16 protein-coding genes are annotated in these 16,882 nt (G+C 46.0%); 9 read left to right on the top strand and 7 right to left on the bottom strand.

The window, feature by feature from the left end; translation table 11 throughout:
* Positions 1 to 20 precede the first annotated feature (20 nt).
* The 4 genes from metK (at position 21) to MO387_RS09185 (ending at position 4,213) form a co-directional block, all read left to right on the top strand.
* Complete coding sequence (gene metK, locus MO387_RS09200; RefSeq protein ID WP_006080333.1) at positions 21 to 1,172, top strand: methionine adenosyltransferase; 1,152 nt, start codon at positions 21 to 23, stop codon at positions 1,170 to 1,172.
* Between the two features lie 931 nt (positions 1,173 to 2,103).
* The gene (locus MO387_RS09195; protein ID WP_107948988.1) at positions 2,104 to 2,331 is read left to right on the top strand and encodes a hypothetical protein; all 228 of its coding nucleotides are present in this window, start codon (positions 2,104 to 2,106) and stop codon (positions 2,329 to 2,331) included.
* A gap of 122 nt (positions 2,332 to 2,453) precedes the next feature.
* On the top strand, positions 2,454 to 3,095 hold the full coding sequence (locus MO387_RS09190; RefSeq protein ID WP_107948990.1) for a hypothetical protein: 642 nt from the start codon (positions 2,454 to 2,456) through the stop codon (positions 3,093 to 3,095).
* 713 nt (positions 3,096 to 3,808) lie between these two features.
* Complete coding sequence (locus tag MO387_RS09185; protein ID WP_107948992.1) at positions 3,809 to 4,213, top strand: GNAT family N-acetyltransferase; 405 nt, start codon at positions 3,809 to 3,811, stop codon at positions 4,211 to 4,213.
* Between the two features lie 38 nt (positions 4,214 to 4,251).
* Here MO387_RS09185 and MO387_RS09180 read toward each other — a convergent pair whose 3' ends face one another.
* The gene (locus tag MO387_RS09180) at positions 4,252 to 4,602 is read right to left on the bottom strand and encodes a hypothetical protein (protein ID WP_107948994.1); all 351 of its coding nucleotides are present in this window, start codon (positions 4,600 to 4,602) and stop codon (positions 4,252 to 4,254) included.
* An 80-nt stretch (positions 4,603 to 4,682) separates the two neighbouring features.
* Positions 4,683 to 5,225 (bottom strand): GNAT family N-acetyltransferase, encoded by a 543-nt coding sequence (locus tag MO387_RS09175; RefSeq protein WP_107950314.1) that lies wholly within the window; start codon positions 5,223 to 5,225, stop codon positions 4,683 to 4,685.
* A 168-nt stretch (positions 5,226 to 5,393) separates the two neighbouring features.
* On the opposite strand from MO387_RS09175, the gene MO387_RS09170 reads away from it, so the two are divergent.
* Positions 5,394 to 6,410 (top strand): GGDEF domain-containing protein, encoded by a 1,017-nt coding sequence (locus tag MO387_RS09170; protein WP_107948995.1) that lies wholly within the window; start codon positions 5,394 to 5,396, stop codon positions 6,408 to 6,410.
* 99 nt (positions 6,411 to 6,509) lie between these two features.
* Here the strand turns inward: MO387_RS09170 and MO387_RS09165 are convergent, their stop codons facing one another.
* Positions 6,510 to 6,740: a hypothetical protein gene (locus MO387_RS09165; RefSeq protein ID WP_006080327.1), complete on the bottom strand. Its 231-nt coding sequence runs from the start codon at positions 6,738 to 6,740 to the stop codon at positions 6,510 to 6,512.
* A 71-nt stretch (positions 6,741 to 6,811) separates the two neighbouring features.
* On the opposite strand from MO387_RS09165, the gene MO387_RS09160 reads away from it, so the two are divergent.
* A complete protein-coding gene (locus MO387_RS09160) occupies positions 6,812 to 7,228 on the top strand; it encodes an META domain-containing protein (RefSeq protein ID WP_107948997.1) in 417 nt (138 codons plus the stop codon).
* Positions 7,229 to 7,351: 123 nt separating this feature from the next.
* On the opposite strand, the gene MO387_RS09155 is transcribed toward MO387_RS09160, so the two are convergent.
* Both MO387_RS09155 and MO387_RS09150 read right to left on the bottom strand, forming a co-directional pair.
* Positions 7,352 to 8,686, bottom strand: a complete 1,335-nt coding sequence (locus MO387_RS09155) for a dicarboxylate/amino acid:cation symporter (protein ID WP_107948999.1) — start codon at positions 8,684 to 8,686, stop codon at positions 7,352 to 7,354.
* Positions 8,687 to 8,893: 207 nt separating this feature from the next.
* Positions 8,894 to 9,190 (bottom strand): hypothetical protein, encoded by a 297-nt coding sequence (locus tag MO387_RS09150; protein WP_106651527.1) that lies wholly within the window; start codon positions 9,188 to 9,190, stop codon positions 8,894 to 8,896.
* A gap of 212 nt (positions 9,191 to 9,402) precedes the next feature.
* On the opposite strand from MO387_RS09150, the gene MO387_RS09145 reads away from it, so the two are divergent.
* Positions 9,403 to 9,846, top strand: a complete 444-nt coding sequence (locus MO387_RS09145; protein WP_107949002.1) for a GNAT family N-acetyltransferase — start codon at positions 9,403 to 9,405, stop codon at positions 9,844 to 9,846.
* A gap of 126 nt (positions 9,847 to 9,972) precedes the next feature.
* Here the strand turns inward: MO387_RS09145 and MO387_RS09140 are convergent, their stop codons facing one another.
* Both MO387_RS09140 and MO387_RS09135 read right to left on the bottom strand, forming a co-directional pair.
* Positions 9,973 to 11,268: an aromatic amino acid transport family protein gene (locus MO387_RS09140; RefSeq protein ID WP_107949004.1), complete on the bottom strand. Its 1,296-nt coding sequence runs from the start codon at positions 11,266 to 11,268 to the stop codon at positions 9,973 to 9,975.
* 450 nt (positions 11,269 to 11,718) lie between these two features.
* Entirely contained in the window at positions 11,719 to 14,283 is a 2,565-nt protein-coding gene (locus tag MO387_RS09135) for an acylase (protein ID WP_107949006.1), read from the bottom strand.
* A gap of 244 nt (positions 14,284 to 14,527) precedes the next feature.
* On the opposite strand from MO387_RS09135, the gene yjjX reads away from it, so the two are divergent.
* Complete coding sequence (gene yjjX / locus MO387_RS09130) at positions 14,528 to 15,088, top strand: inosine/xanthosine triphosphatase (protein WP_107949008.1); 561 nt, start codon at positions 14,528 to 14,530, stop codon at positions 15,086 to 15,088.
* Positions 15,089 to 15,092: 4 nt separating this feature from the next.
* Positions 15,093 to 16,142 carry a bifunctional helix-turn-helix transcriptional regulator/GNAT family N-acetyltransferase gene (locus tag MO387_RS09125; RefSeq protein ID WP_199908754.1) on the top strand — a complete coding sequence of 350 codons (1,050 nt, stop codon included), beginning with the start codon at positions 15,093 to 15,095 and terminating at the stop codon, positions 16,140 to 16,142.
* The last annotated feature ends 740 nt before the right edge of the window (positions 16,143 to 16,882 follow it).

The following is a 16,882-nucleotide window of genomic DNA, read 5'->3' as shown; positions in this document are numbered from 1 at the left end:
AACGACGAGATTTTCCTACTATGGCAAAGCACTTGTTTACTTCTGAGTCGGTCTCAGAAGGTCATCCCGATAAGATTGCAGATCAGATTTCTGATGCTGTGCTAGATGCAATTCTGGCTCAAGATCCAAAAGCACGCGTGGCGTGTGAAACTTATGTCAAAACTGGCATGGTATTAGTCGGTGGCGAAGTCACGACTTCTGCTTGGGTTGATATTGAAGAAATCACCCGTAAAACGGTGCGTGAAATTGGTTATACCCACTCAGATATGGGTTTTGATGCAGACTCGTGCGCGGTATTAAACGCCATTGGTAAGCAATCACCTGATATCAATCAAGGTGTAGACCGCGCCGACCCTGCTGAGCAAGGTGCTGGCGACCAAGGGCTAATGTTTGGCTATGCCAACAACGAAACCGACGTCCTAATGCCAGCGCCTATCACTTATGCCCACGCATTAGTGAAGCGTCAGTCTGAAGTGCGTAAAAATGGCACGCTACCTTGGTTACGCCCAGATGCGAAAAGCCAAGTCACGTTTGCCTATGATGATGGCAAAATTGTCGGTATCGATGCTGTAGTATTGTCGACTCAGCACAGAGATGACGTTTCACAAGCCGACTTAATTGAAGGCGTGATGGAAACCATCATCAAGCCAGTATTACCGGCTCAATGGCTAAACAAAGACACTAAGTTCTTTATCAACCCAACAGGCCGTTTTGTTATCGGTGGCCCAGTAGGCGATTGCGGCTTAACCGGTCGTAAGATCATCGTTGATACCTACGGCGGCATGGCCCGTCATGGTGGTGGCGCATTCTCTGGTAAAGACCCATCAAAAGTTGACCGTAGCGCGGCATACGCTGCCCGTTATGTGGCAAAAAACATCGTTGCAGCAGGTCTTGCTGATCGCTGTGAAATCCAAGTGTCTTACGCTATTGGTGTAGCAGAACCGACTTCTATTAGCATCGAAACCTTCGGTACGGGTAAAGTGTCTGAAGATTTGCTGATCAAGTTAGTACGTCAACACTTCGAACTGCGTCCATACGGTTTAACGGCCATGCTAGATTTAGCACGTCCGATTTATCAAGCGACTGCCGCTTATGGTCACTTTGGTCGTAACGAATTCCCTTGGGAAGCAACAGACAAAGCTGAAGCACTGCGCGCTGACGCGGGTCTATAATCGGTTTCGATTAAAACCCGTTATGATTACAAAATATAAAAACCGCTACCCAGCGGTTTTTTTATGCCTGCAATTTGGTTCCCCAAAGCAAGATAATGGTATCTTCAGTTGTGCAGCATTCATTGTCATTGTTTCCCCTATGACTCACCACCTCTTTGTTTAACAAAAAGCGTCCCAGAGGGCTCAACTAAAAGATCCTGTTTTAGAAGGTCACAGGTGCAACAATACCAATCTTTGCCAACCTTTTCGCTGATAGCTTAACTAAAAAGCTATTGCCCCAAAGTGTGTTTCGCAGTTCAAAAGAGGAATTGGCCAAGTAAAGCTTTGCCTATAGAAAAGTTGATGGTTCGACTTAGAAGTTAAGTATCCCATCTTTTCGTAGCTTGAGTGCTTTAATCAAAATCAAAGTCGTGGGGCTTCACCCCACACCCGACCAAGGAGGACTGCTCGTCCTATCCTCCTTGGATGCTCCAAGACGCCCCCAACGGAGTTGAAAGCCCCTTGTGCTCATTGACAAATTTGCTATCGCTTCCGAAGGATGCGTCCCTGCACCTGCGAAAGCTAGTCGGTCATCCATGACCGAACTCACGCAATTTGTCTATTCGCCCTGCGGCAACTCCGAGGGGAGGTGTATTCCTTGAAGTTTTGAGTCGTTAGATAGCGATTCATCAGCAAAAAATAAGCGCTAAAAATGAGAAAGCTAAAACGATATCAAGTGATTAGTGTCAAAGCTGTATAAAAAATAGCTACCGCAAAAAAGTAAATTCCTATAGCATCATTTATACCCATTTACACGGATGTAGCTGCGGCCATATTTGAGATTTAGTCAACAAACGATTTATGCCCTGCAAACAGCGCAGCGCATAAATACTAAGACGTTAAGGGGCTTTAGCTCCAAATCAAAGTAGTATCAACTAAAAAGGAAGTGATGATGGAACGTTATAAAAATTTGGGTGGTAACTCGAATGTGGTTGCATACGAAATTGGAGCAGGCGAAATCACCGTTCAGTTCGGAGATGGTTCAGTCTACCTTTACACGAATCAAAGTGCTGGTGCAGCCAGCATCAACGAAATGCATAAGCTGGCAAGAGCTGGGCAAGGCTTAAATAGCTATATCGGTAGAGTAGTAAAAAAGGGATATGCTAGGAAAATCAGGTAAGTAGCCATTAATAATCGCAGTCGCAGAGATAGCTTTTTCGTTGCGGCTGCGCCTTCACTACAAAGCCGCGCGTGCTGCGCGGCGTTACGTTTACTCGGAATCAGCACACACAAGGGAAGAATATGAAATCAAGAGACCTTTTTACAATACACGATCTGATTGCTAGCAATTATAAAATAAGCCAACTTCCAAACGGTAAATTTCTTCATAGTTTCACTCCTAAAACGACGAATACTTTGTATGAATTTGAGGCCAATAGTGCACCCGTTATCGAGGAAGGTCAGCGTTATAATATTGGGTTTTCTACAGATAAAAACGGAAGAAATGTAATTGAGTTGTCTGCTCTTTCGAAAACAGCTGAGGTTAACCCCTTTTTTAGCTATGCATTTGCACAACAAATTGCTCGGGAAAATAAACCTGCAGAAAAAGCTAAGAATGACCAGCGTGTTACATACAAAGCAAAAGATGGTTACTATTGGGGTAAAAAATACGCTTGGAGAATGTTCGGTACTGTAATATCAAAAGATGCATTTTATAGCTACTTGGAAGAAATAAATCATCCTTCAGTTCCATGCGTAACAAACAATCCAGATCTACCATATCAAAGTGAGCCATCGACTGCTTATAAAGAAGAAGGTCTAGAAGAGGCTATGCGTAACCTTATCTCTTCTGCACAAAAAATTAGCCCTGCATATCATAAATCTCCTTTATACTCGCGGAAGTTGTCAATTAAGGGCGTAAAAGCAATTACAGACAAAAAATAAACCTAACAAACCGCTGCACGCCGACACATACAGCTACGTTCGTTTTTATGTGTCGCTGTGCACCACTTTACACAAAAACGCTCTCAGTAGGGTGAACGGGGCGATAATCCATAGAAATTTTTATCCTGAACTCATTTGATAGAGCAAACAAACTAACTCAAAAATGTCTAAAAGCGTGCTGGGTATCTCCTTCAAACTCGCATGTTACAGTAATGCCAAAAAGGTGAGCCATGGTGATTTGCGAGACGACCGTCCGCCCCATGGACGGGGCGGTCGAGCATCCAAGGACGGACTTGCTGCGTGTCGTTGAGCGAATGCCATGGCAAGCCTGTGTGAGTGGATACCCGTAAACGCTAAACTTCTAACAACTGAAATTACTGCTCCCAAAACACTACTTTCCAACACATTTCTGTCCAAAAGTATGTTGTGTAATCTTTTCAATCCACAGGTTCCGCTAATACCAAAAAAGTGAGCCATGGTGATAGCAAGACGACCGTCCGCCCCATGGACGGGGCGGTTGAGTATCCAAGGACTGACGAGTGAATGCCATGGCAAGCCTGTGTGAGTGGATATCAGCAAACGCTAAACTGCTAACAACTAAAGTGACAGTTCCCCCGACACTACTTTCCAACACATTTCTGTCCAACATTGAGTTTACTGATAGTTGCTATATGATTTAAAAGCAAAAAAATATTTTTAAGGAAAAAATTTAAGTGAAATTTGAAGTTATTCATGAAGAAAATAACGCGATTGTGGATGCGCTGGTAGACGGCGTTAGGCAATTTAATGCTGGGCTATTAGGGCCTGAGAAATCAGTGCCTTTGACTGTCATAGCACGTGATAAAAATGGCAAGTTGATTGGGGGTGTGGGTGGACGGACTATCTATAAAAACTTCTTAATCAATGTTGTCTGGGTTGATGACCAAACCAGAGGCACAGGGCTTGGGCATAAACTGATGGAGCTTGCCGAAGCTGAGGCGAAGCAACGGGGATGCCTGGTAGCTCAAGTGGATACCTTATCGATTCAAGCCCCTGTGTTTTATGAAAAACAAGGGTTTGAGATCATAGGCACAGTCACCACTACCCCTCAGCGTATCTTTCTGATGAAGAAGTATTGATCAAAAAAGTGGTTGAGGCAGGGGCAGAATAAGCGCACTTAGCAATGGTCGAAATGGGCGTTTTGCATGCACAGTAGACCAATCTGCTCTTGGGATAAAATGGCGCACTCTAGCGCCTTTTTTGTATTCGTGCGGCTGACTTGCTCATCCGTCAGTCGCGTTATCGTCGCCGAATAGGTATTGGTTCGGCCACAATCGAGCCAAATATTCCCCACTTGTACCCAATAATGCTGCGCTTGTCCTGAATCGGAAACAAACTCGACTTCAAATCCCCTCGCCTCACATTCATGGTGAGAGCATTCAGATAAGACCAATCTCAAGTTGTCCCAAGCCGATAAATTGACTTCGGCATAGGCCGTTAATAGTGACTCAACAAATTGTACATTCATGTATTTATCTCCGTTATTTAACCTGAACTCGGGTTATTTACACAGTAGAGATTGAATCCTTAATTTCTATCGTCGAACAACTAAGCTTGGGTCTTTGCCGCCATTAAATAGTAATCCCGCGCTGAGACGGTGAAAAAATCCACTACCTGCATGTGCGCTTTTCCCGAGTGGGCGGCAAAGGAACGTTCATTATCTTCGGCAATAAAGGTCAACATATAGCTAAAATGCGGAGCAACTTGGCGACGAATTTCACTGACTAATGCCTCAAAAATCCCTTGTCCACGGTAGGCTTGCTGCACCCAAATCGGCCCGTATTGGCAAGAGTTAGTCTTAGTTAATTTTGGCCCATCCCAATCGAGTTGCCCCAAACGATTCAACAAAGTGCGGTAAATGGGCCAATGTTCGAAAAATTCCCAACGGCCGGCAATCACATAACCGACGATCTGCTGCTCAACCTGCGCCACCACGACCCAATGATGCTGCACTAATTCAGCCAGCTCATTGTGGGAAAAAGCTTGCCCTTGCAGTCCCATATTGGCGGAGGCTAATTCGTCATTGAGATGTTTTTTCTCTAGCATCGCTAATAAATCAACATCTTGGGGTAAGGCTAATCTAATCTTCACAGTGTTCTCACAGCATAATGTTGGCTTTAGGCCCAATTTAAGGCCATCAGTATACTCGGTTGGCTTAGTAGGCACAGCTAGAACAAGGTGCTATTTAGTGCCTTGATTTGCTAAATCCCCTTTTATTTCCCAAACTTAATGGATATCTAGCCCTAGTTAGGCGTTTGTATGTTGCCCGAGACCATCAATCCCAACCTGAGTTTACTTGATAGCGACAATCAGCAAGTGAATCTCACTCGCTGGATGCACCAATGTGAGCTAATCAACAGCTATTACAACGCTAACACGGTTTTTATATTCCAAAAGACCAGCGCCGGATTTGAGATCATTGTCAGTGCAATCACTGAAACACCACAATTTACTGCGGGTACTTTGTACCCCGCAGAACTCGAACTTTTTCAACAGATACAAAACAGCCAACCCGACGGTTTATATCAAAACCTTGGCAGCTTTATGTTGGATGATTTACCACGGGATTTTGATGGTATTCAGCACATTCTCTCGCGCCCAATCGCTTGGCCCGATGGCAGCCAATTTGGCGCCCTGTGCGTACTCAACCCACATATGGCAGAGCCGCTAGCCAATGCCGCTATGCTCGAACCGTTTCAGATATTGCTGCAACAGGAATTATCTCTGCTGTGCCAGAACCATCGCATTGAATCCCTTTCGATGCGCGACCAAGAAACCGGCATGCTCAATCATTATGGTTTTTTGATGATGGCGCCAAGACAGCTCAATTTAGGCCGCCGCTTTGGTGCCCATGCAGGCATCATCTTCTTTGAATTACTGAGCCCAGATAACACGCCCATCCCCCTCGAAGATAATCACCACAGGCTGTTAGGCAAATTGATCCAAGATACGATAAGGACCGCCGACGTAGCCGCCCACTACAACACCACTCAATTTGTGGTACTGGCCTTTGTGGATGGTGAGCGGGATATTCAGCATATTATGAAGCGGGTAGAAAAACAGTTAGAACAACAAAACCACCAGCTTAAACTCGATGCGAGTTACAGTTTCTTCACTCCAGAATCCAGCGCCAAACTCGCGCCCATGATGGAACTTGCGCGGGGTAAACTCGATTCAATGCAACCACCAAAGCCTGAGGTTGAAGACACGCCAGTTAAGCCCGCCATAGACTCAAGCTTATACGATAACCCCGCCGCAGATTCGGCAGCGCTTTAAGTTATGAAGCAGTGATTTAACGAAGCGATAGGTTAACCGAGCTTTGATTTAACGAAGTGGCGAGTTAACGAGTTTTGCGTTTAATTACGCAGCAAGAAATCACTTAGATTGCTCATCCTGGCGCTTCGCCCACTGGATAAACAGCACCACGGGATAGGGTGACATTAGAACCAACCCTAAGCCAATCAGGCTTGAGATCAGTAACATGCCGCTTATCTCTAGACTCCATTGCGTCAACATATAGAACCCAAGTCCACAAACTAGCATCAATACACCTAACCAATGTAAAAACTTCAACAAATTCATAGTACTTTTAAATGAGTCCGTCATATAAACCTCTTTAGATCTTGAGTAAAACTTGTCACACTATGGCCATAACCATGGAAAAAGGAACCGTAACGATGTTAAAACAAACATTCATCTTAGGTGCGCTACTGTTGGGACTCACCGCCTGCCAAAGTATCGATGTCGCCCAAAATGAGACCATTCCATTAGAGGGCAGCTGGCACATTGAGATGGTTCAAGGCCAACCGACTATCGATTACAGCCCAGCGCAAATCACCTTTGAGGCCGAAGGCAAATTACACGGCAACAACAGCTGTAATAACTTTTTTGGTCAATATACTCAGCAAGGCCAAGAGCTTAAGCTATCTCCTGCCGGTAGCACAATGAAAGCCTGTGTTGATGCGCTAATGCAGCAAGAGCACAAAGTGATGCAAGCAATGCCATTAGTGGCTAAAGCTAAGCTAGTGCAAGGTCGCTTGACGCTACTCAACAGCGACGACAAGCCAGTGCTAATCTTGAGTCAATTGAAGTAAGCCCTGTGAAGTAAGCGAACTGAAGTAAACTCAACGAGATAAGCTTCAGCAAAGTACAATTGACTCGCATAAAAAAACCGCCATTGGCGGTTTTTTCGTTCTACAACCAGCAACCGAAGGCGACTAGACTTTAGCGCTTTGCTCAGCCGCGGTTTCGAGGGCGATATTCTGCTCGGCTAGCACGGCACTTTGCACCATATCGGCATTGTAGTGCTCCATATCCAATTCATCCTCAGATTTAGCAATCACAGTTGTCGCCACTAAGTCACCGGATACGTTAACTACCGTGCGTGCCATATCCAAAATCCGGTCAATCCCAGCAATTAACGCCACGCCTTCCAAGGGTAAACCGACTGTCGATAATACTAACGTCAACATCACCAAACCTGCGCCTGGTACGCCAGCCGTACCAATTGAGGCTAAAGTCGCCGTTAAAATGATGGTGAGGTAATCTACCCAAGTTAAGTCAATACCAAAAGCTTGGGCGACAAAAAGAGCCGTCACACCTTGATATAAAGCGGTGCCATCCATGTTAATGGTTGTACCCAGCGGCAATACAAAACTGGAAATTTTCTTGTTCACACCTAAGTATTCGCTGGCGCATTTCATGCTCGCAGGTAAGGTACCCGCTGAACTAGAGGTAGTAAATGCCACAGCCATTGCATTACTGATCCCCTTGAAAAAATGTAAAGGATTCAGCTTAGAAAACATACTCAAAACAATACTGTAGAAGCCTAATACGTGAATAATGCAGCCAACGTAGACGGCAACAATAACCTTAAGCAGAGGGAGTAACATTTCAATCCCGTATGCTCCCGCCACCCAAGCCATCAATCCAAATACACCATAGGGCGCCAGCTTCATCACCATATCGGTTAACTTGTACATGGCTTCAGCAAGACTCTCGAACACTTTAATCGCTGGTTTTCCATGGTCACCGATCAACACTAAGGCAATCCCTAAGGCAACCGCAAAAACGATAACTTGCAAGATCTGACCGTTAGCTAACGCCGCGATAGGGTTGGTTGGGACTATATTAATCAGAGTCTGCATTACCGAAGGCACTTCCTTCGCTACATCAGAAACACCTGAGGGTAGGGGTAAATCAAGACCCGCACCTGGCTGGATAACATATCCAACGGCCAATCCAATACTGATAGCAATTGCCGTAGTACAAAGATAGAAAGTAAAGGACTTAAAACCAATCCGGCCCATCTTGGCAGTGTCTTCCATCGAAGTCACACCCACGATCAGTGAACAAAACACTAACGGCACAATCAACATCTTAATAATATTGACGAATAAGGTTCCAATCGGTTTTAACACCGTCGCTTGCTCACCTAATACTACGCCAACCGTAATTCCGAGCACCATACCGACTAGAATTTGTAGCCACAGAGGCACTGACATCCAGTAGGACCATGTACGGCCTAACATTGATGACGTTTGTTTTGACATGTTAATAACCTTGAATTTGTAATGAAGAACGGGCGAATGCCTATCCTTGGCTGGCACTAATTTATTCCCCAAATTAGCTGAGCGCAGAGTCTAGCATAACGGGCAAAAATCTAAGGATGATCTGTATCACGTTGATGCCAACCGCCGTAAAACCAGCCAAATATGCCAACGACATCGACCAACGCGACTGCATACTTAACCTTTATATTAAGCATCAAAATAGACTGTCACCATAACAGGTGCAATTTGCTGACGATAAAGCGCTGCTGGCGGTTGCTCACGTTCAATCAAATAACTCCAGTAATCGTCATCAAAACCACTGAAAATAAAGTCAGACTTACCCTTAGCTTTCAAGATCAACCACCACCAAACTAATCCCCATAAACCAAAGCTCAATAAAGTGAATACAAAGTGTAAACGATGATTAATTTTCTCATCAGCACCAAGCTCAAAGGCAGGTAAAACCTTAAGCTTATAGCGGCGTGTCGACTTAACGAATCCCATCATTAGCTCACTTAGTTCAAAAAGGGTACTAGAGATAAGCCTAGCAGATAAGACTTTAGTCGTACAAAAATCCGCAGCAACAAATAATATCAGTGCCAAACCTGCGACTGTCGAACTCGTTATCCCACAATGTTCCATGCTAAAGTGAGCCACAAAATGGTTGTTCACTAAACAAGAGCGGTATTACTCAATAACCGCCTAGGAGTTGTTGTATGTTGATCCGTAAAGCTAAAGCTCAGGACCTCAGTGCCTTAGTCCAATTTAATCAGGCGATGGCCCAAGAAACCGAAGGCTTAGCCTTAGATGAAGCGACACTAACCCGCGGCGTGGGCACGCTACTTGAGAGCCCGCAAAAAGGCTTTTACCTTGTCGCCGAACTTGAAGGTGAGATAGTCGGCTCGCTGATGGTGACATTTGAATGGAGCGATTGGCGCGCCAAGGATTATTACTGGATCCAGAGTGTGTATATTCGCCCGCAAAATCGTCGCCAAGGCATTTATGGCAAGCTCTACAGTGAAGTCAAACAACTGGCCGAAGCAAATGGTGGCGCCGCCAGCTTCCGTTTATATGTCGAGCAAGAAAACCTTGCTGCCCAGCAGACCTATCAAGCATTAGGGATGAAGCAGAGTTACTACTTAATGTACGAAGAAAAATAATTCCTTCAATAGCTTATTCACAATAAAAAAGGATCGGGCCAATGGCACGATCCTTTTTTATGGGTCACGATTCAGAGTAAAAGCCTAACGTTAACTCCTCGTTAAGCTTCACTGCACTGGCAAAACTTAACGGAAGAAACCAAACAGAATCGCCGTCATCGCCAATAAGCCGGCAATGATCACTAAGATATTGCTGATACGGCCACGATAGGCTTTTAACGCTGGCACTTTGTATACAGCGTACATAGGCATCAAGTACAGGATAGCCGCGATAATTGGGCCACCTAAGGCTTCAATCATGCCTAAGATACTTGGGTTGATCACAGCTACTGCCCAGATAGTGACAAACATAAAACCTAGGATGAACTTGTCGATCTTAGTATCAGTCACTGATTTGCCGCTTGAACGTAACTGCTTAACAATCACCCCTTTCATGCCTTCTGTCGCGCCCATGTAATGGCCGAAGAAAGAGGACACAATCGCGATAAAGGCGATAAACGGACCAAAGTAGCTTACAAAACCACTTGAATGCACGTTGGCGAGGTAAGACAAAATCGGTAAGTTCTGCGCTTTCGCTTCTGCCAATTGGGCTGGTGATAACGACAGCACACAAGAGAACACAAACAACATCACAAAGCCCACTAACATCATCGAAGTGTTACGTAAAATCACGTCGGCTTTACGAGAAGCATTGGCGCCATGATCACGTTTTAGTGACACAGAGAACTGTGAAATCGCAGGAGAATGGTTAAAGGCGAACACGAGCACAGGAATCGTTAACCACACTGTGCCTAAAAATGCACCCGCTTCTGGCACAACTTGTAAGGCATCCATTTTCCACTCAGGGATCAGGTAGATAGACATAAAGGCCAAAATACCCACCAGCGGATACACCAGTAATTGTGTCACTTTCAGCATGAACTTTTCACCCGCAACCATCACAGCCATCATACCGAGGATCAATACACCCGATAGAATGAAGCGTGGTGGCGAGGCCATACCTAATTGGTTGACGATAAAGCTATCAACAGTGTTAGTAATACCCACACCGTAAATTAATACAATCGGATAGATAGCAAAGAAATACAGTACGGTAATGGCTTTACCCGCACCCACACCAAAATGTTCTTCTACGACTTGGGTAATGTCGCTACCGGGAATGCTTGATGAACAAACAAAACGAGATAAACCTCGGTGAGCAAGATAGGTCATAGGACCGATAATTGCCGCCATTAATACCAAAGGCCAAAAGCCGCCCATGCCCGCATTGATGGGTAAAAATAAAATTCCAGCGCCAACGGCAGTGCCGAATAAACTCAACATCCAAGTCGTATCTTGGCGAGTCCAAGGTAAATGTTTCGTTGAATCTAGACTCTGTGTGCTTTGAGGTGTTCCAAGAACACTGATCGCATCTTTTTGCATATAAAAGTTACCTTACGGTGTGACTAGCATAATAAATTCGCGCTAAGGATAACCAAAAAAAGCCCATAAAAGTTGATCTGACACGGCTTTATGTAAGGGAATTTCATAATAAACTGATATTGAGATCTAGATCGCTGATTTAATGTAATAAATTTTCAATGTAGCAGCAAAAAACACACATAAAAAACCGCTTAACGACACAATATTTTCACCTCAAACCAAAGCCAGTGACATAGCATAAGCGCCGAGAAAAACACCGATTCGGAGATAGATCACAAAAATCAGCAAAACATGACCCAGTACCGCATATCGATAGCTAGAGTCGATCAAGATCACATCCGCTAATGTTAAATTTTTACAAATCGCTATCAGTTGTAAAAGCGTATAAAAAACGGCTCACTGCGGAACCAACGCCGGAGTGAGCCGTTAACGATTAACGCAAAATCAGACTTAAGGTTTCTGTAACGTGAGCTCAGTGGTCGACACCACGGCTGGCGCTATATCGGCCTCTTTGAACAACAACGGACGGAAACTTTTCTCGCTTGAGTACAAGATACTTTGATCGGCAAACGCTGGCGTTAGGATATTACTCGACTCAGAGTAAGTTAAAATTCCCCGCGCCACTGGCCCTTCGTCAGTAAAGTTCACCGCCATCATCCAGCTCGACCCATAACGCACTTGGTATCCCTTCGCCGTTAAGCCAGAACTCATCGCCTTGCCAGTAACCACGTCCATCACAGCTGCGTACTTGTGCTGCGGGATTAAAGTGTCGTCACCCGACAGACTGGTCGAGAACACGTTGAATCCACCCTCGACATTGTGGCTACCCGGCCAAGGTAAACGCGACCCGCTTGGTGTACCGTCAGGCAGCGATTTCTCCACAAATTGCACCTCACCCAATGGCGCATCTAAGGCAAAACCGGCCGCCTCAAGATTCAGTGCACTGTGGGCTAAGGCCACTAAGGCGCTGCCATCTGTGGTCAAGGTTTTAGGTGTCGTCGCCGCATTGGCGGGATCGAATCCTTGGGTCAACATGGTCGTTTGGCTGAATTGGTGGGCAAACTCACGCAGTAAAGCACCGCCTTTGCTGTCGTTATCTTGCTTACCATTCCACGCTTTTAACGCCGTGCACGCCGAAGTGACATCCTTAGATAAACTCGCCGACACCACAACAGGCGTGCTGCCTTGGGCATCACACTGGGCAATCAAATCAGGCAGCACTAACTCAGCAAGATAACTGCGATTAGACAACACCGCCGCTTCGAGTTCTTCCAAGCTAAACTTGCCATCTGCCCCAGCCGCATCCTGCATTAAGCTCAAGCCCATACGCGTTCGCAGCGACAATTGCCCTGCTTCTGGTCCATACATGGGCGAGAAATAAGTCAGCGGTTCATTCAAGTTAGTCGACCAAAATGAGTCATTGGAGTTTTGCACAAAGTCAGTACGCTCAAGCTTTGGCGCGCGGGCATAGGGTGTTGGGCCATCGAAACTAAACAGCGATGTGTTACCGGGTAAAATCGTAAATCCGGCCTGCGCCTTAGCCGCTTTAATGTCTGGCGAGGTTTTTAACAACACCACTGCCGATTCAGACAATCCTGGGACTGTCGAGTCGTCGATGTAGAAAGCATTGCCCTCTTTATCGGCGTACATAGTGTTATTAAAGATAACGCCGTCGTAATCCTTGAAGGCCTGTTGGAACTCTTCTTTATTGGTCGCCATGTCCATCGCTAACCAATGGTCAACGGGGTCCATATTGCCCATGTTGGCGTCTTGGATCATAAAGGCGCTGCCATCATCCCAACCAAAAGGCGCTAAAGCGGGCGGCGCTTCGACCATAGGGCCTTTTGCCGTGGTGTAAATATCCTTCTCGGCCACTAACATGCCGGCAGGACCAGCATTCACCAGAATCGATACCGTCTCTTTGGTGATCGGCATTGGTTTGCCATCGAACAGATATTGCATCCGATCGCCCGAGACTAACTCTAAGTTATACATCACAAAATGTTCGGCGGTAGAGAAGGTATGAGTCCACGCTAAATCTTTGTTAAAACCGATATTAATCGGCCCTGGCATACCCACAAGCGAACCGCCCATCATGTCTAAATGCCCAGGGATCGTAATATGGGACTGCCAAAAACGCAGGTTACCCGTATGCGGAAAATGCGGATTACCGAGCACCATGCCTTTACCGTTCTCGGTTTTATCCTTACCTAAACCCCAACCATTAGAGCCTAATCCTCGAGGATTGGTCTCTGGCGTGGTGATGCGGGCCGTGCGGGCAATCAACTTAGACTGCATATCGGCCACAAATGCGGTTTGGTCTTGGCTGGGCGCAGGCCCTACGATACGCGGCATATATTCCTGCGCATCCCCCGGGTTAGCGTAAAAAATCAAATCGAGGAAGTTAGCTGCGCCCGGTAACAAAGCGATTGAAAACAAATAAGTCACCACATCCTCTGGCACTATAGGTTTGACCCAAGGCTGACCGCCACAGAATGGTTCTGCCGTTTGTTTACCCGCTTCGACATCGGCAAGATATTGGTTATAACCAGAGGTAAAACCTTGGATCAGCGCCCGAGAGTTTTCACTAAACTGTGGCCATTTTTCTTCGGCTTGTGCTCTGGTTTTTAACGCTTTGTAGGCAAAGTCAGAGATCAAATTGCCGTTATCTTCCGCTGTGGGTTGGCCCGTAGTGAAGTCAATCGACGCATGGGGGCCAAAGTACATGGAACGCTGCGAGTTAGCCTTAATAAAGCCATCGGCTAACACACATAAATTGTCCTGTGCCTGCGCATAACCACTACCAAAACCTAAGCTTTCTAAGTTATCGGCTTGGATATGTGGCACGCCGTAGGTGGTGCGGCGAATATTGGCTTTGAGTAAACCGTTGGGGGCAAAAGCTTGCAGTTGAGTTTCGGGTTCGGTGGGCGTAGTGCTATCTTCGCTATCATTACAGCCGGCGAGTATTACACCGCAGGCCATCCCCATAGCGATCACGAGTTTGTTGAATTTCATTATTATTATCTCTTGGTTTTGGTTCCTTCAATTGCCTATCCCTGCCTCCATTACTGAAAGAGCAATAGACATATGTCGCTTCCTAGTCCCTAAGGCTGGCTATTGCCTCCCCTACTGTTGGCTTTTTACTGAGCTTCGCCGACGACTGTGGCAGAATAGAAAACCCAAACACTTAGACACCTCAGACCATTTAAGCAATGATTCAAACGAGCGTCTACATTAAAAGCCTAATTAAATAACTTATATGCAACAAAAGATCATCAAGATAACAGTGGGTTCTAAAAACCCGGTAAAAATCAACGCGGCAACTAACGCCATGGCACAACTGTTCCCCGACAGCATAATAGAAGCCTGTGGTATGGATGCGCCTTCAGGTGTTGCGGCGCAGCCAATGACAGATAAAGACACTCGCCAAGGGGCGATTAATCGGGTGCGCTATTGTCAACAGCAGGTTCAACAAGATACTCAGGCCGACTACTATTTTGCGATGGAAGGCGGTGTCGATTGTTTCGACTTTGGCCCAGCCACATTCGCCTATATCGCCATAGGGCATAAAGATCAGCTTGCCATTGGCCGCAGCGCAATTTTACCTCTGCCAATGCAGGTTTATCGGGCATTAGAAGCGGGTGAAGAACTCGGACATGTGATGGATAGATTGTTCAATACTATCAATATTAAACAAAAAGGCGGTGCCATAGGCCTGCTCACCCACGGCCACGCCACCCGTGAAAGCAATTATACCCAAGCGATTATTCTCGCCATGGCGCCGCTATTAAATCCCGATATTTACGTACAGAATTGTTAGTAACATGTTGCAAGCGCAGTTGAAGCCCGCTAACTTAGTTGTGACATGCAACCAAACCCATTCGACTATGGCTCACACAGACGCACCATCGACTCCAGATCCAGTTAAGCCTGTAATTCACGCTAAGCAAACGGCGGAGTCAGGCTCATCCGCCCAACTCAGGCACTTATCTCGCTATCTGGTGAGGAATTTAGGCATGCTCAACGCCGCCTTTGGAGATTTGCCCCTCTCGCCAGTTCAAGCCCACGCCTTGTTTGAGATAGGCAAGCAGCCGCTGACCATCAAAGAGCTGGCCTGCAAACTCAGCATAGATAAGTCCAATGCGAGCCGAGCGATTAAGCATCTGATTGATAAAAATCTTGCCCAGAGTCAAATTCATCCAAGGGATAACCGCTGTTTAGTGGTACAACTCACACCCGCAGGGAAGAAGTTACTCCTAAAATTAGACACTCAGCAAAATCAATTATTTCAAGAGATCTTAGCCCAACTGACTCCGGCACAAACCTCACAAATTGAAGAGGCACTCATGTTATATAACCAAGCCGTACATAACGCCAAACACCAAAGTGGCTGTCACATTCGCCAAGCCACAGCCCAAGATGATGCCGCGATTGCCAAAGTCATCCGCGATGTCTCGGCCGAATACGGCTTAACCGCGGATAAAGGTTATAGCGTGGCCGACCCGACCTTAGATTGCCTCAGCCAGATTTACTCCCAAGCGGGCGCCAACTATTGGATTATTGAATTAGAGGGGCGCATTCTAGGCGGCGCCGGCATTGCGCCGTTAGCCAACAATGAGGGTGTTTGTGAACTGCAGAAAATGTACTTTATGCCCGAAATTCGCGGCAAAGGACTTGCAACACGCGTAGCGTTAATGGCACTCGATTTCGCCCGCGAAACGGGTTATCAAAGCTGCTATTTAGAAACCACAGCCGCGTTAAATGAAGCCGTAAAACTCTATGAGAAATTGGGCTTTGTGCATCTGTCAGCTCCCCTAGGGAATACAGGCCACGATGCCTGCGAAATGCCGATGCTATTAGAGCTGCATCGTTAGTTGCTGTATTAATTGATATTGTTTACCCAGTGACTCGCCGTCTATTTCTTTTAAAAGAAGCATCCCTGAGGCTCGACGGCGACATCCATGCCGCCAACGGTCGCTGGTACAACAATGCTAATCTTAACTAATCCTCTCGCTGCTCGTTTAGCTAAAAAGCTATTGCCCCAAAGTGTGTTTCGCAGTTTGAATGCTTTAATCAAAATCAAAGTCGTGGGGCTTCACCCCACACCCGACCAAGGAGGACTGCTCGTCCTATCCTCCTTGGATGCTCCAAGACGCCCCCAACGGAGTTGAAAGCCCCTTGGGCTCATTGACAAATTTGCTATCGCTTCCGAAGGATGCGTCCCTGCACCTGCGAAAGCTAGTCGGTCATCCATGACCGAACTCACGCAATTTGTCTATTCGCCCTGCGGCCACTCCGACGGGATAGCGTAGTCATTTGATTTTTGAGTTGTCTACTCGTTATTAAAAGTATTTAAAAGGCGCGTTCTGTCCACCCATTTCTCCTTCAAAGTACTGGATACCAATCAAAATATAGGACTGAAATTCTGCAAATTATGGTCAATAATCAGTCGAAATTGAGCGTAGAAGAATGAAAAAGCTAAAACAATATCAAGTGATTACTAATCAAATGGTATAAAAAAACCGCTATCGCAAAAAATCAAATTCCTATAGCATTATTCATACCAATTGCACGGATGTGGCCGCGGCAAAGTCCAACAAGCGATTTATGCCCT

Origin of the sequence: Shewanella sp. N2AIL (assembly GCF_022690845.1) — a bacterium.
Taxonomy (GTDB): Bacteria; Pseudomonadota; Gammaproteobacteria; order Enterobacterales; family Shewanellaceae; genus Shewanella; species Shewanella baltica.
Note: the sequence above shows the minus strand (reverse complement) of the source record. Positions and strands in the feature narration are given on the sequence as shown.